The sequence below is a fragment of the Burkholderiales bacterium genome (genome assembly GCA_015075645.1).
In the GTDB taxonomy this organism is placed as follows: Bacteria; Pseudomonadota; Gammaproteobacteria; order Burkholderiales; family Casimicrobiaceae; genus VBCG01.
This window is the reverse complement of record JABTUF010000001.1, coordinates 422,235-437,798: the sequence shown is the minus strand read 5'-3', so window position 1 is coordinate 437,798 and position 15,564 is coordinate 422,235. Positions and strand designations below refer to the sequence as shown.

Here is a 15,564-nt window from a genome sequence, read left to right as displayed (position 1 = left end):
GGCGCCTACGCCGGCACAGGGGCCGTCCGCTTGATCTCCCGCTCGTCGATCGGCAGGTTGACGAGTCCGGCGATGATCCCGAGCGCGATCGACAGGTACCAGACGAAGTCGTAGCTGCCGTTGCGGTCGTAGAGGTAGCCGCCGAGCCATGCGCCGAGGAAGCTGCCGATCTGGTGGCTGAAGAAGGTGAAGCCCGCGAGCATCGCGAGGTAGCGCGTGCCGAAGACGGACGCGACGATGCCGTTGGTCAGCGGGACGGTCGACAGCCACAGCAGGCCGAGCAGCACCGCGAAGCCGTAGACGGTGACGAGCGAGATCGGCAGCCACACGAACAGCGCGATGACGACCGCGCGTCCGAAGTAGATCGCCGACAGGATCCAGCGCTTCGGCATCCGGCCGCCCAGCCAGCCTGCGGTGTAGGTGCCGAAGATGTTGAACAGGCCCACCAGCGCGAGCGCGATCACCGCGACGTGCGGCGCGAAGCCGCGGTCGGCGAGGTAGGCCGGCAGGTGCACGCCGATGAACACGAGCTGGAAGCCGCACACGAAGAATCCGACGGTGAGCAGCACGTAGCCCCGATGCCCGACCGCCTCGCGGAAGGCTTCTCGCGCCGACTGTTGGCGCAAGCCCGGCGCATGCGCCGCCTTCCGCTCGACGACGCCGAACGCGAGCGGGATCATCGCGAGGCCGACTGCCGCCATCGCGAGGAGCGCGCCGCGCCAGCCCAGGTGGGTGAGGAGCCACTGCGTGAGCGGCAGCAGCGCGAACTGGCCGAACGATCCGGCCGCCGCGCCGATGCCGAGCGCGAGGCTGCGCTTCTCGGGCGAATGGCGCCGCCCGATCACGCCGAGGATCACCGAGAACGAGACCCCGGAGAGCCCGAGGCCGATCAGCACGCCGGTCGCCAGCACGAACGACCATGGCGCGATCGGGTTGGCCATCAGCACGAGTCCCAGGACATAGAGGACCGCGCCGCCCGCGGCGACCCGGCCCGAGCCGTACTTGTCGGCGATCATTCCGGCGAACGGCTGGGAGGCGCCCCACACGAGGTTCTGCACCGCCATCGCGAGCGCGAAGGACTCGCGTCCCCAGTGCAACTCGGAGGACATCGGCTGCAGGAAGAGTCCGAAGCCGTGCCGCAGTCCGAAGCCGAGCGTCAGGATGAGGCCGCCGCAGACGAGCACGGCGGCCGGCGTGCGCCAGTCGGCGCGGGAGCCGGCGTTCACGTTGCGGCCTGCCGATCGGAGCGCGCGACGGCGTCGGGATGGAGGGATTCGAGGTCGCGCAGCGCCTCGATCAGGCAGTCGAGGCGCTCGCGGCCGAGGCGCTTCGCCACTGCGGCCTGCGCCCGCTTCCAGTCCGCGGACGCGCCGTCGAGCGCCCGCTCACCCGCGCGCGTGAGCGCCACCTCGCGCGTGCGCGCGTCCCGTCCGGGCGCTACGCGGAGATAACCCCGTTCGACCAGCGGACCGAGCGCGCGGGAGAGCGCCGTGCGGTCGAGGAGATGCGCGCGCGCGACCTCGCTCACCCGCGCCGCGCCGGTGCGCGCGATCGAGCGCATCAGCGCGAACTGCGTCACCCGCAGGCCGGAGGACGCGAGCGCGTCGTCGTAGAACTGGGTGAGCGCGCGCGACGCGCGGCGCAGGCGGCCGCAGGCGCAGGCGCCTTCGATGGACGGTCGGACGGTGTGCGGGCTCGGGGGCATCGCAACAGGCGCTCATGCACGCAAAATGCGAGTATACGCACGCGATCGGCGTCGGGCAAGACGCCGGTGCCGGCCCGCGCCGACTCCGTGCCGCCTTCGCGGCCCGACGTCGAATGCCGCGCTCACGCCCAGTCCTTGCTCCGTTCCACCGCCTTCTGCCAGAGGGCCACGAGCGCATCGACGCGATCGCGCGGCATCGACGGCTCGAAGGCGCGGTCGACCTGCCAGTTCGCGGCGACCTCGGCGGCGTCCTTCCAGGTGCCGACCGCGAGGCCCGCGAGGCAGGCCGCGCCGAGCGCGGTGGTCTCGAGCACCTTCGGGCGCACGACCGGCACGCCGAGCACGTCCGCCTGGATCTGCATCAGGAGGTCGTTCGCGGCCGCGCCGCCGTCGACGCGCAGGCCCGAGAGCGCGATGCCCGAGTCCTTCTGCATCGCGACGAGCACGTCGCGGCTCTGCAGCGCGATCGCCTCCAGCGCCGCGCGGGCAAGATGCGCGCCGCTCGCGCCGCGCGTGAGCCCGAAGACCGCGCCGCGCGCGTACGGATCCCAGTGCGGAGCGCCCAGCCCGGCGAACGCAGGCACCAGCACGACGCCGCCGTTGTCGGGAACGCTCGCCGCGAGCGCGCCCACCTCGCTCGCGTGCCGGATGATCCGCAACCCGTCGCGCAGCCACTGCACGACGGCGCCGCCGATGAACACCGAGCCTTCGAGCGCGTACTCGGTCGTGCCGTTGCGCGACCACGCGACCGTGGTGAGGAGCCGGTTCGACGAGGCGACCGGTCGCGTGCCGGTGTTCATCAGCAGGAAGCAGCCGGTGCCGTAGGTGTTCTTCGCGAGCCCCGGCGCGTGGCAGGCCTGCCCGAAGAGCGCCGCCTGCTGGTCGCCCGCGATGCCCGCGATCGGGACCGCGACGCCGCCGATCGTGGTCTCGCCGCACACGCCCGAGGACGGCACGACCGCGGGCAGCACCTCGCGCGGCACGTCGAGGAGCGCGCAGAGTTCGTCGTCCCAGACGCCGCGGTGGATGTCGTAGAGGAGCGTGCGGCTCGCGTTCGACGCGTCGGTCGCGTGCACGCGGCCACCGGTGAGGTTCCACAGGAGCCAACTGTCGATCGTGCCGAACGCGAGTTCGCCGCGGCGCGCGCGCTCGCGCGCGTCGGGAACGTGGTCGAGCAGCCACCTGAGCTTGGTGCCCGAGAAGTAGGCGTCGAGCACGAGCCCGGTCTTCGCGAGGAAGGCGTTCGCGTGGCCCGCCTCGCGCAGCGCGTCGCACATCGGCGCGGTGCGGCGGTCCTGCCAGACGATCGCGTGGGCGACCGGCCGGCCGGTCGCGCGCTCCCACAGGAGCGTCGTCTCGCGCTGGTTGGTGATGCCGATCGCGGCGATGTCGCGCGCCGCGACGCCGGCTTTCGCGATCGCCTCGTGCAGCACGCCCGACTGCGTCGCCCAGATCTCGGTCGCGTCGTGCTCGACCCAGCCGCCCTGCGGATAGATCTGGCGGAACTCCCGCTGCGCGGTCGCGCGCACCGCGCCGCTCCCGTCGAACACGATCGCGCGCGAACTCGTGGTGCCCTGGTCGAGGGCGAGAACGTGGGGCATCGGAAGCTCCGGTTGCGGCACCGGCGCGCCGCGTCGTAAAATATCGTCCTTCTGCCCCATTGTAGTGCGCCGCCGGGTCCGGTCGGCGCGCGGGACGAAGTACGAGGTCCCGCTTGCCCCTGACGATCGATGGCCCTGACCCCGCCGGTTCCGCGCGCCCTGCTGCACACCCGTAGCGTCGTCTGCGAAGGCTATCGCCGCGAGGACGGGCGCTTCGACCTCGAGGCGCGCCTGGTCGACACCAAACCCGCGCCCTACCGGCTGATGACCGGCGTGCGCGCGCCGGGCGAGCCGATCCACGACATGTGGCTGCGCGTGACGATCGATCGCGACTACACGATCCACGCGGTCGAGGCCTCGATGCCGGCGACGCCGTATCCGGGCGGCTGCGAGGCGATCGAGGCCGGGTATGCCCGCCTCGTCGGTGCGAATCTCATCAAGGGGTTTCGCGGTGTCGTCAAGGACCGGCTGGGCAGCGTGCGCGGCTGCTCGCACCTGACCGAACTCGCCGGACACCTGCCGACGGCGGCGGTGCAGATGTTCGCGAGCCTCGTGCCCGAGGACGACGGACGCCACAAGCCGTTCCAGCTCGACCGCTGCCACGCGCTCGAGTCGCACACGGACACCGTGCGTCGCTGGTACCCGAAGTGGTACCGGGGCGCCGCCTGAAGGGCGCGCGGCCGGGCGCAGGCCGCGCGCGTCGCTGACGAAACGACCGGCACGACGGAGCGATCACGTGAAAATCCACGAGTACCAGGGCAAGGAGATCTTCCGCCGGTTCGGCCTTTCGGTCCCGCGCGGCATCCCGGCGTTCTCGGTCGACGACGCGGTGCGCGCGGCGAAGTCGCTGCCCGGGCCGGTGTGGGTGGTCAAGGCGCAGATCCACGCCGGCGGCCGCGGCAAGGGCGGCGGCGTCAAGCTCGCGCGTTCGCCCGACGAGGTGCGCAAGCTCGCCGGCGAGATCCTCGGGATGCAGTTGAAGACCCACCAGACCGGCCCCGGGGGCCAGAAGGTGCGCCGGCTCCTGATCGAGGACGGCGCGGCGATCGCGAAGGAACTCTACGTCGGCATGGTCGTCGACCGCGTCACGCAGCGCGTGGCGCTGATGGCGAGTTCCGAGGGCGGGATGGACATCGAAGAGGTCGCCGCGAAGACGCCGGAGAAGATCGTTCGCGTCTTCATCGACCCGAAGACCGGGCTCTCCGACGCGGAGGCCGACCAAGTCGCGCGCAAGATCGGCATCCCCGACGCGAGCGTGCCCGCCGCGCGCGCGATGCTCGCCGGGCTCTACCGCGTGTTCGACGAGACCGACGCCTCGCTCGCCGAGATCAACCCGATGATCCTCACCGACGACGGCCGCGTCGTCGCGCTCGACGCCAAGCTCAACTTCGACGCGAACGCGCTCTTCCGCCATCCCGACATCGTCGAGATGCGCGATCTGGACGAGGAGGATCCCGCGGAGATCGAGGCCTCGAAGTTCGACCTCTCCTACATTTCGCTCGACGGCGACATCGGCTGCCTCGTCAACGGCGCCGGACTCGCGATGGCGACGATGGACACGATCAAGCTCTACGGCGGCGAGCCGGCGAACTTCCTCGACGTCGGCGGCGGCGCGACCGCCGAGAAGGTCACCGAGGCGTTCAAGATCATGCTGCGGAATCCGCACCTGAAGGCGATCCTCGTCAACATCTTCGGCGGCATCATGAAGTGCGACACCATCGCCGAGGGCGTCGTGGCCGCCTCGCGGGCGGTCGCGCTGAAGGTCCCGCTGGTCGTGCGGATGAAGGGCACGAACGAGGAACTCGGGCGCAGGATCCTCGCCGAGTCGGGCCTGCCGATCATCTCGGCCAACAACATGGCGGAAGCGGCGGAAAAGGTCGTCGCCGCCGCGCGCGGGCGCTGAGGAGACCGCGATGTCGATCCTGATCAACCAGCACAGCAAGGTGATCACGCAGGGGATCACCGGCAAGACCGGCGCCTTCCACACGCGCATGTGTCGCGAGTACGCGAACGGGAAGGCCTGCTACGTCGCCGGCGTCAACCCGAAGAAGGCCGGCGAGGACTTCGAGGGCATCCCGATCTACGCGACGGTGGCCGACGCGAAGGCGGCGACCGGCGCGACCGTCAGCGTGATCTACGTGCCGCCGCCGTTCGCCGCGGCGGCGATCGACGAGGCGGTCGACGCGGGACTCGACCTCGTCGTGTGCATCACCGAGGGCATCCCGGTGCGCGACATGATCCGCACGCGCGACCGGATGAAGGGGTCGAAGACCCTGCTGCTCGGCCCGAACTGCCCGGGCGTGATCACGCCCGACGAGCTGAAGATCGGCATCATGCCCGGCCACATCCACAAGAAGGGCCGCATCGGCGTGGTGTCGCGCTCCGGCACGCTCACCTACGAGGCGGTCGGACAGCTCACCGAACTCGGGCTCGGCCAGTCGAGCGCGGTCGGCATCGGCGGCGACCCGGTCAACGGCCTCAAGCACGTCGACGTGCTGCGCCTGTTCAACGACGACCCGGGCACCGACGCGGTCGTCATGATCGGCGAGATCGGCGGCAGCGACGAGGAAACGGCCGCCGTGTGGGCGAAGGCGAACATGAAGAAGCCGATCGTCGGCTTCATCGCCGGCGTCACGGCGCCGCCGGGCAAACGCATGGGCCACGCGGGCGCGATCATCTCCGGCGGCAAGGGCACCGCGCAGGAGAAGCTCGCGGTGATGGAGGCCTGCGGCATCAAGGTCACGAAGAATCCCGCGGAGATGGGGAAGCTCCTGAAGTCGGTGCTGTAGTCGCTTGCGCCGGCGGGAGCCGCTTGCCAGGGAGGAGCAGAGGTGGAATTCGGGTCGCCCCAGTTCTGGCTGGCGGGCGTCGAGATCATCGTCATCAACATCCTGTTGTCGGGCGACAACGCGGTGGTGATCGCGCTCGCCTGCCGCAACCTTCCCGAGACGCAGCGCAAGTGGGGCGTGATCTGGGGCGCGGCCGGCGCCGTCGTCCTGCGGATCGTCCTCACGTTCTTCGCGGTCGCGCTGCTCGACCTCCCTTGGCTCAAGGTGGTCGGCGCCATCCTGCTCCTGTGGATCGGCGTCAAGCTGATCGCCGAGGACGACGGCGGCGGCCACGGCGAGGTGAAGGCGAGCAGCCGCCTGATGGGCGCCGTGCGCACGATCATCGTCGCGGACCTCGTGATGAGCCTCGACAACGTGATCGGCGTCGCGGCGGCGGCGAAGGGGGACACCTTCCTGCTCGTGTTCGGTCTGCTGATTTCGATCCCGCTGGTCGTCGCGGGGAGCCAGTTGATCCTGAAGGCGATCGAGCGCCTGCCGATCCTCGTGGTCGCGGGCGGAGGGCTCCTGGGCTACGTCGCGGGCGAGATGGCGGTCTCCGACCATGCGGTCGAGGGCTGGATTGGTGCGCACGCCCACTGGCTGCACTGGGCGCTGCCCGTCGCCTGCATCGCCCTGGTGGTGGGCGCCGCGCACATCCTGAAGCTCCGCCGCGGCGAGCCGCCGGACCCCGCCCCGGGATGACCGCCGGGCGGCAGCCGGTGCGGCGCACGGGGCGCGGCGCGGCCGGCCGACCTGCGGCGGCCGTCAAGGCTCGCCTCCGGGCGCGCGGTCTTTTACACTCGCCTACCGTGCCTCGACGACCGCACCGCCGCGCCCGTCCGGGCATCGCGCCCCCCGCATCCGCCGCTGCCGTCCGATGACCGACCGCGTCGACCTCGACGTAGCCTCCCTGTCGCACCCGGGGATGGTGCGCTCGCACAACGAGGACACGGTCTTCGCCGATCCGGCCGCGGGCATCGTGATCCTGGCCGACGGCATGGGCGGCTACAACGCGGGCGAGGTGGCGAGCGGCATCGCGGTGAACGTCGTGTCCGGCGGCATGCTGCCCGAACTCTCGTCGGGTCGCGAACTGTCGAAAGTGGATTCCCAGTCGGGGCTTTCGCATGCCGCGCTCCTGCTGCAGCAGCAGATCGCGGCCGCCAACAAGGGCATCTACGACGCGGCCCAGGCGCGGCCGGAGTGCGCCGGCATGGGCACGACGATCGTCGCGGCCGTCTTCTTCGGCAACCGCGTGTCGATCGGCCACATCGGCGACTCGCGCTGCTATCGGTTGCGCGGCGAGAAGTTCGAGCAGCTCACCCACGATCACTCGCTCCTGCAGGAGCAGATCGACAGCGGGCAGATCACGGCGGAGCAGGCGAAGTACTCGCTCAACAAGAATCTCGTGACGCGCGCGCTCGGCATCGAGGCGATCGTGCCCGCGGACATCGCCGAATACCGGCTGGAGCCCAACGACATCTACCTGCTGTGCTCCGACGGCCTGACCGACATGGTCGATCCGGACATGGTGCAGACCGTGGTCGACGAGAAGCGCGGCGAACTCGCCCTCGCCGCCGCGGAACTGATCGACCTCGCGAACCAGAACGGCGGGCGCGACAACGTGTCGGTGATCCTCGTGCGGGTACCGCCCGAGTTCCTCCCGTCGACCGGCTGGGCGCAGCGTTTCCTCGCCCGGAAGAAGGCCGGCTGACCGCGTCGTGGCTGCAGTCCCGACCTCGCCGCGCGAGGGATCGTCCGGATGGCCGATGGCCCGCCGGGCGGCGGCGACGCGATTGTGAGCCATGGGCAAGCTCGTCCTGTTCCTCAAGGATGCAACCCCGGTCGAGATTCCGCTCGCCCGCGAGCGGGTCACGATCGGCCGACGCGCCGACAACGACGTGTGCCTGCCCTACCCGGCGGTCTCCGGCGAGCATGCGGCGGTCGTCACCATCCTCGCCGACTCGTTTCTCGAGGATCTGGGCAGCACCAACGGCACGCTCGTCAACGGCCGCCCGGTCGCGAAGCACTTCCTGCGCGATCGCGACCAGATCGACATCGGACGCCAGCTCTTGGTCTACGTCGAGGACAACGCCGCCAAGGCCGACGTGCCGGCCTCGATCGCGGCGCGCGAGGATCGGCGCGAACTCGGCCAACGGGTGGCGCCGGCGCGCGTTCCGGATCGAGTGGTCGCCGCGCAGAACCCGATCGACGAGGATCTGGGCGCCGAGTTGAAGGACAGGATGGCGACGCCGAATCCGGCGCAGGGATCGGCGCCGATGCGGATCGAGACGGACACGTCGGGGCTGGGAAGCGCGGTCGAGGCTCCGTCATTCGACGCCGACCTCGCGGCGATCCGGATGGCGCGCGCGGACGCCGCGCTCGCACCGCCTCCCGATGCCCCGGCGGCACCGCCGGAAGCACAGCCGCACGCGCGCCTGTACGTGCTGACCGGTCCGTCAGCGGGTCAGGTCGTGCCGATCGCGCGCGACGAATTCGTGCTCGGTCGCATCGGCATCCAGGTCGCGGCGATCGTGCGGCATGGCGGTGAATTGCGGCTCGTTCCTCGAGAGGGTGCGAATCCTCCGAACGTCAACGGTGAGCCGGTAACGGGCGAGGGCCGGACGATCGTGGCGGGAGATGGTCTCGAAGTCGCCGGAGTCCGGCTCGAGCTGCTGGCACCCGAGCATCCGGCAGCGACCGCAGACGCGGGGTGACGCCACGCGTCATGTGACGGCGCACGTCACCTCGACAGCGCGAATATTCCGTCGCCGTGACCGCGCCATGCCGACGTCATGGGCACGGGCGTGTCGCCGTTCGTCGATGGAAATCGATTGAGCTTCAAGCGCTTGGCGTCGATTCCTCCCGGATGCCCCCCCCTTCGTCGGCCTGGCACAGCGGTTGCTCTATCTGGTCCGGCATCGCTGACGCAGATTTTCGGGTCGTCACCCCACATCAGGAGAACGTCATGAAACGGATTCAACAAGGCTTCACGCTCATCGAGCTGATGATCGTGGTGGCGATCATCGGCATCCTCGCCGCCATCGCGATTCCGCAGTACCAGAACTACACCGGGCGGGCGCAGTTGTCGGATGCGATCGTGATCGCTTCCGGGGTCAAGACCGCGGTGGGTGAGTTCTACCAGGTCAACGGGTCGTTTACCGGAGCGAACGGGAGCGTCGGCGGCATTCCGGCCAACATTGCGAGCGGCGCGGGCAAGTACGCGGCGTCGCTTACGACGGCGAATGGAACGATCACCGTGGTGATGAACAGTAGCGGTGTCGCCCAATGTGTCAACGGCAAGTCCGTCACGCTGACTCCGGCGACCCCCGCTCAACCCGAGGCGCCGATTGCGTGGACCTGCACATCGAACGCGAGCCCGGGCTGCAAGCCGTCGACCTGCACCTGATTAGGCCAGGATCTCCATTGCGAGAGAACGAGGGGGCCGCGAGGCCCCTTCGTTGCTTCCCATACCCGATCTCGGCTGCGGCCCGTCGATCCCGGGTTCGTGCTACCGTCAACGAGGGTGCCGATGTGTTGTTCGCCGCCTCGACGTTTCGCTCGCGGAATCGCGGGCGGGTTCACGCTGATCGAACTCATGATCGTGGTCGCGATCGTCGGCATCCTCTCCGCGATCGCGGTGCCCCAATACCAAGTCTATACGGGGAAGGCGCAACTCGGCGAGGCGATCCAGATCAGCGTGGGCCTCAAGGCTGCGGTCGCTGAGCAGTTCTCGATTGGCACACCGTTCGCGAGCATCAACGGCGGCTCGGGCGGCATTCCCGACGACGTGCCATCCGGTGCCGGGCAGTACGTGGATTCCTTGGGCGTGGTTGCCGGCACGATCGTCGCGCAGATGAGATCGAATGGAGTCTCGCCTTGCGTGACCGGTGCAATAGTTCAGCTGACGCCTCGGGCGCCGCCGCAGGTGGGTGATCCGATCACCTGGACCTGCTCGACGAACGCGGCTTGCAAGCCGCAGACCTGCGGTTGAGGCATGCTTCTTCGCGACCGCTCGACCCGCGTCCGATTGCCTTCGCGAGCGGCCACTCGCCGGCGTGCCGGTGCCCCGAGCCAGATGGTCCGACGACAAAGGAGCGGATGAATCGGCCGTCAGGCAAGGCGGCCGCTCGACACCCCGCTCCGTGGTACCTTTTGGCCGGGCAACGCCGCATGGCGGTTGATTTCACCGCGAACCATCAAGCGAGCTTCTGGCTCGGCACACCGGGATTGCGCGCCTCTTCGCGCGGACCGCATGGGATTGTTCAACCTCGGACGTTGGCGTTCCGCCCGACAGCAGGCGGACCGGGCGCGCGCCGACGATGAATCGGGTCCGGCGCGCGCATCAGTCTCGGATGATCGCGACGCGTGGCGATCGCTGCTCGATAGGGGACACTTCGCGCGCGCGTTGAGGTCGGTCGGATCGTTCGACGGAGACGCCGTCGCCGACTCAGGCCTGCAACTTTCCCGCGCTCGCATCCTTCGCGACTGGGGCCGCGACGCGGAGGCGACGCGCGCAGTCGATCGTGCATGGAACCTCGGGGACCGGCGCCCCGAGGTGCTCGCGCTCAAGGGGTGGTCGTCGTCCCGGGTCGGCGACGCCAATGATGCGGCTGACTGGTTTGTTCGCGCGCGTGACGCCGGCGACGCGAGCCTGCAGACGTCGCTTTCGCTGGCCGCGGCCTGGGCGGACTCGGGGCAGTGGGACGCCGCCCGCGCACTCTGTGCAACCCTGAGGGAACGCGCGTCGGGAGACGTCGCGGTGGTCCTCGCGTCGGGGATCTGCGAACTTCGGGCGGGCCGGCCGCGCGATGCCATCGCGCATTTCGAACGCGCGACGCGGATGTCGCCCGAGTCGCCGCCCGCCTGGGAACATCTCGGCGTGGCGCTGTCCGCCGCGGATCGGCCCGACGAAGCGCTCGCGGCGCTCGTGCGAAGCACCGAGCTCGCCGCACGTGCGAGTCCGGACGCGGCACCGTTCGTCAATCGCGCCATAGCGCTCTGCGAACTCGGCCGCTCCGAAGAAGCGTTGCCGCTCCTCGCGGCAGGACTGCGCGAGAGACCGGAGATCAACGGCCACCTGCAGTTGAGCGTCGCGCTCCTGACGGTCGGCCGTTACGCCGACGGGTGGCGACAGTACGAACATCGATGGCTCGTCGAGCCGCTGCTCGGCATCCGCGCCCGGTACGGCGTGCCTCAGTGGACCGGCCAGCCGCTGCAGGGGTGCACGGTCCTCGTGCGGTCGGAACAGGGGTTGGGCGACGTCTTCCAGTTCGCCCGTTACCTGCCGCAGCTGAAGGAGCGGGGTGCGCGCGTGTTGTTCCAGCCGCTCCAGGGCATGGACGTGATCGCGCGCCGATTTCCCGGCGTCGACGCGATGGTGGCCGATGGGGAACGTCTTCCCCCGTTCGACTACTTCGTGAACCTGATGAGTCTGCCCGCGGCGCTCGGAACCACGGTCGATTCGATCCCGCGGACGATTCCCTATCTCTCGCCGGATCCAGCGTACTCGGCGAAATGGAAGCCCCGCTTCGATGACCGACGTGTGCCGCGCGTCGGTTTGACCTGGGCCGGGCGCCCTCAGCATCGGGTCGATCGCCATCGCTCGCTGGCGCTTCGGCAGCTCGGTCCGTTGCTCGCCGTGCGCGGCATCCGTTTCGTGTCGCTGCAGAAGGGACCCGCCGCCGTGCAGGCCGAAGGCATACCGGATTCCGTGTCCTGGGAGGGCATCGGCACGGAACTCGACGATCTCGACGATGCGGCGGCCGTCCTGGCGGAGCTGGACCTGCTCGTGTGCGTCGACACCGGCCTCGCGCACCTCGCCGCGGCGATGGGCAAGGAGGTTTGGGTGATGCTGCCCCACCCGGCCGACTACCGGTGGCTGACCGGGCGCGAGGACACGCCGTGGTACCCGACGATGCGGCTGTTTCGCCAGCGAACGCTTCGCGACTGGCCTTCCGTGATCGATCGCGTCGCGGCGGAACTCGCGGTCTGGCGTGCCGCGTGGAGCGCCGAATCGCGCCGCGCGCCGCCCGTCAGGCCTGAGGTGGCGCCACGGGCCGGGCCAACGCCGGTGACGACGCCGTCCGAGGACAGCAGTCGTCTCGCTGGCATCGCTGAGGTTGCCGAGACGAACGCAGGACTGCTTCGATTCATGCCCGACGCAGACCGCTGCGGCCGCTCGCTCGGCCACCTGGGCGAATGGCTGCAGCCGCAGCTCGAATTTCTCGGCCGGTTCGTCCGCCCGGGGATGACGTTGCTCGAAGTCGGCTCGGGCGCAGGCGCGCACGCGGTCCCGCTCGCGCGGGCCGTTGGATTCGACGGGCTCGTGCTTCTCTACGAGAACCGGACCCCGCTGCGGCACCTGCTCGCCGACAATCTCGCCATCCATCGCCTCCCGCACGCGTGCGTGATGCGTCGTCCGCTGGGCCGACCCGCGGCCGAAGGTGAGACCGTCGACCACGACACGGTCGACGACCTGCAACTCGCCCGGCTCGACGGGCTGAAGGTGAACGAGACCGCGAGCGCGATCGACGTCGTTGCCGGCGCGGATGAGACGCTCTGGCGGTGCCGGCCCTGGGTGATGATGACCGACCCCGAGTCAGGCTCGCTCGTCGCGCTGCGCGACACGCTGATGGCGCACGGCTACCGGATCTGGCGGTCGGAGGTGCCGTTGTTCCGAGAGGACAACTTCAATCGGCGCGATCGGGACATCTCGGGAGGTGCCGCGGCGATGACCCTGTTCGCTCTGCCCGAGGAGGTCGATGCGGGTGCCGTCCCCGCCGGCTGGTCGGAGTGATCATGAGCGGCCCCGAACGAAGGATTGGCCGCGCTGCTTCCGCGCGTGCCTCGCCGCGACGCCGCCGTCGCGCTCGACATCCGCGCTTCGACGTTCCCGGAGCGCGGCCGTGGGCGTGATCTCCGATCTCGTGAAGTCGCTGCGCGGACGCACTGCGACGAGTCGGGCGACTGCCGAGGGATCGCCTTCGAATCCTGCCGCGGCCGGGACGGCCGCGGGTGGGGCGCATCGCTCCACCCGCGGTGCGGCACTGTCGCGTGTTCTGGAGCGAACCGCGCTTCACCCCGACGATGCCGAAGCGTGGGGCGAGCGCGCGTCGCTGCTTGCCCGGCAGGGCCGTCATCGCGAGGCGCTGGACGCCTGCCGGAAAGCCTTTGCGCTCCGTCCGTCGTCCGAAGCGATCGCCGTCGCACTCGCCGACAGTGCGATCCGCGTCGGCCGACCCGACGAGGCCGAAGCCGCACTGCGCGAAGCGGTTGCGAAGTCTCCCGAAGCGACGGGGGCCGCGCTCGCGCTCGCGCGCCATCTGGCCGCCACCGGGAGGGCCGTGGAGGCCCGTGCGATGGCATCGCCTGAGGCGGCCTCCGGGGGACGGCGTGTCGACGCCCTGTTCACGCTGGCCGCTTGCGCGTCCGCCTTGGGCGACCCTCGCGAGGCTGAGCGATACCTTCGTGCGGCTATCGATGCCGGACCCGCGGACCCCCGTTTGCATCGGCAGCTCGCCTCGGCGTTGCAGGCGCAGGGGCGCGACGCCGAAGCGGACGATGCCATGGAGCTGGCGCGTCGTCTCTCGGGCGACGCGGACGTGCCGTTCGACGCCGTGTTCGTGCGCGCGGAACAGCTGCGTCGCGCCGGAAGGCTGTCCGATCAAGCGGCATTGCTCGTCGCCGAACTTCGCGAGCGCCCGTCCGCGGCCGGTCAGTTCATGCTGTCGGAGGCGTTGATCGCTCAAGGGAAGTTCCGGTCCGGCTGGCGACAGTTCGAGTTCCGCAAGTTCGAGCGTGCCATGCGCGGGGAGCGCCGGAACTACGGCATTCCGCCCTGGGTCGGACAGCCGCTGTCGGGAAGATCCGTTCTCGTCCAGGCCGAGCAGGGGGTCGGCGACGTGGTCTGGTTCGCGCGCTACTTCCCGCTGCTCGAGCGCCTGGGCGCGCGTGTCGTGTTCCTGCCACGGGCGGACATGCAGCGGATGTCATGGCGTTTCGACGGCGTCGACCACGTGCTGCGGGAAGGCGAGGCACTCCCGCCTCTCGACTTCCACGTGAATCTGATGACGCTGGCGACGCGCTTTCGCACCACGCTTCGGACGATTCCCGCCGACGTGCCCTACCTCCGCGCGGGACCAGACGACGCGCAGCGGTGGGAGCGACGGCTGGCGCCGGCAGGTCGGCCGCGCGTCGGATTGGTCTGGGCCGGCAGGCCCGATCAGCCACGCAACGCGAGCCGTTCCCTTCAGCTCTCCCAGCTCTTGCCGATCCTGCGCGTTCGGGGCGTCGAGTTCTGTTCGCTGCAGAAGGGCCCGTCGGAGGCGCAGATCGGCGAACTTCCGGCCGACGTCTCGTTGGTACCGCTCGGTGCGTCGTTCGAGGACCTCGACGACCTCGTCGCCGCGATGTCGCGGATGGATCTCGTGATATCGGTGTGCACCGGCCCCGCCCACATCGCGGGCGCGATGGGCCTGCCGGTCTGGGCGATGATCTGCGACCCCCCCGACATGCGCTGGTTGACGGGGCGCGACGACAGCCCGTGGTATCCGACGATGCGGCTCTTCCGGCAGCGCGTGAGCGGGGAGTGGAGCGACGTGGTCGAGCGGGTGGCGGCCGAACTGGCGCGAGCCGGATCGAACCTCTCCAGTCGTCCTCCGGGCATCGCCGCGCCGCCCGAAGTGGCGAGCGAGTCCAGCGACGATGCGTCCGATCGAGGAATCGCGCAACTGGTGGAAACGCCGTTCGGCAGCCTGATGATGGACGTCGATGCCGACGCGCTCGAGCACGTCGCGCTCGCGGCGAGTTCGCCCACCCCGGAGCTCGAGCGATTGCTCGCACTCGCGCAGCCCGCCGACGTGATCGCCGTGCTCGGGGCCGGCGCCGGTCTCGAAGCGGTTGCCGCGGGCCGCCGGATCGGCCGTTCGGGGCACCTTTTCGCGCACGAGCCGGACGCGCGTTTGCGGGCCATGCTCGTGCACAATCTCGCCGCGAACGAAATCGGGAACGCCACCGTGCTCGAGGGGCCGATGCGAGGCGCGGGCGACGGCACGAACGACCCGGGCGCCGACGGCGTCGATGACTTGTGGCTCGAGCGTCTGGATGGCATTTTCGCGAACGCGGGTGCGGCTGCCGGGGCGGTCCTCGAGGGCGCAATCGACACGATCTGGCGCTGCCGGCCGTGGCTGGTGCTCGCATGCTCCGACGAAGGATTGCTGAATCGCGTCGCGGAGCGGTTGCGCGGGTGCTCGTACCGCGTCTGGCGCTCGGGCCCCGGCGTGGCCGCGCCCGATGTGGAGAGGACGGACCGGGCGAATGCGGCAATTCGTCCCGCCCTGTGGGTCGTCGCGTTGCCGGAGGAGTCCGAACGGCATCCTCCACCGGCGCACTGTGTAGAATTGACCTGACGGCCCGCCGATGCTTCGGCGCT

At 70.1% G+C, this 15,564-nt stretch carries 13 protein-coding genes; 10 read left to right on the top strand and 3 right to left on the bottom strand.

The genetic code is table 11. The features are described from left to right. Window positions 1-5: 5 nt before the first annotated feature. The 3 genes from HS109_01990 to glpK all read right to left on the bottom strand — a co-directional run bounded on the left by HS109_01990 (window position 6) and on the right by glpK (window position 3,306). A complete protein-coding gene (locus tag HS109_01990; GenBank protein ID MBE7521135.1) occupies window positions 6-1,184 on the bottom strand; it encodes an MFS transporter in 1,179 nt (392 codons plus the stop codon). 38 nt (window positions 1,185-1,222) lie between these two features. Further along, a complete protein-coding gene (locus HS109_01985) occupies window positions 1,223-1,705 on the bottom strand; it encodes a winged helix-turn-helix transcriptional regulator (GenBank protein MBE7521134.1) in 483 nt (160 codons plus the stop codon). A 122-nt stretch (window positions 1,706-1,827) separates the two neighbouring features. Continuing rightward, window positions 1,828-3,306: a glycerol kinase GlpK gene (gene glpK, locus HS109_01980; protein ID MBE7521133.1), complete on the bottom strand. Its 1,479-nt coding sequence runs from the start codon at window positions 3,304-3,306 to the stop codon at window positions 1,828-1,830. Window positions 3,307-3,435: 129 nt separating this feature from the next. Here glpK and HS109_01975 point away from each other — a divergent pair, with 129 nt between their 5' ends. The 10 genes from HS109_01975 (at window position 3,436) to HS109_01930 (ending at window position 15,541) form a co-directional block, all read left to right on the top strand. After that, complete coding sequence (locus HS109_01975) at window positions 3,436-3,975, top strand: DUF2889 domain-containing protein (protein MBE7521132.1); 540 nt, start codon at window positions 3,436-3,438, stop codon at window positions 3,973-3,975. A gap of 67 nt (window positions 3,976-4,042) precedes the next feature. Further along, window positions 4,043-5,209, top strand: coding sequence for an ADP-forming succinate--CoA ligase subunit beta (gene sucC / locus HS109_01970; GenBank protein MBE7521131.1), 1,167 nt, complete (start codon window positions 4,043-4,045; stop codon window positions 5,207-5,209). Between the two features lie 10 nt (window positions 5,210-5,219). Beyond that, window positions 5,220-6,095, top strand: coding sequence for a succinate--CoA ligase subunit alpha (sucD, locus tag HS109_01965; protein MBE7521130.1), 876 nt, complete (start codon window positions 5,220-5,222; stop codon window positions 6,093-6,095). Window positions 6,096-6,137: 42 nt separating this feature from the next. After that, the gene (locus HS109_01960; GenBank protein MBE7521129.1) at window positions 6,138-6,836 is read left to right on the top strand and encodes a TerC family protein; all 699 of its coding nucleotides are present in this window, start codon (window positions 6,138-6,140) and stop codon (window positions 6,834-6,836) included. A gap of 175 nt (window positions 6,837-7,011) precedes the next feature. Then, a complete protein-coding gene (locus HS109_01955) occupies window positions 7,012-7,845 on the top strand; it encodes a Stp1/IreP family PP2C-type Ser/Thr phosphatase (protein MBE7521128.1) in 834 nt (277 codons plus the stop codon). A gap of 91 nt (window positions 7,846-7,936) precedes the next feature. Continuing rightward, window positions 7,937-8,848 carry an FHA domain-containing protein gene (locus tag HS109_01950; protein MBE7521127.1) on the top strand — a complete coding sequence of 304 codons (912 nt, stop codon included), beginning with the start codon at window positions 7,937-7,939 and terminating at the stop codon, window positions 8,846-8,848. A gap of 251 nt (window positions 8,849-9,099) precedes the next feature. Beyond that, on the top strand, window positions 9,100-9,540 hold the full coding sequence (locus HS109_01945; protein ID MBE7521126.1) for a pilin: 441 nt from the start codon (window positions 9,100-9,102) through the stop codon (window positions 9,538-9,540). 123 nt (window positions 9,541-9,663) lie between these two features. Then, on the top strand, window positions 9,664-10,125 hold the full coding sequence (locus HS109_01940) for a pilin (protein ID MBE7521125.1): 462 nt from the start codon (window positions 9,664-9,666) through the stop codon (window positions 10,123-10,125). Window positions 10,126-10,893: 768 nt separating this feature from the next. Further along, window positions 10,894-12,930 (top strand): tetratricopeptide repeat protein, encoded by a 2,037-nt coding sequence (locus tag HS109_01935; protein ID MBE7521124.1) that lies wholly within the window; start codon window positions 10,894-10,896, stop codon window positions 12,928-12,930. Between the two features lie 109 nt (window positions 12,931-13,039). Continuing rightward, window positions 13,040-15,541, top strand: a complete 2,502-nt coding sequence (locus HS109_01930) for a tetratricopeptide repeat protein (protein MBE7521123.1) — start codon at window positions 13,040-13,042, stop codon at window positions 15,539-15,541. Window positions 15,542-15,564: the final 23 nt, after the last annotated feature.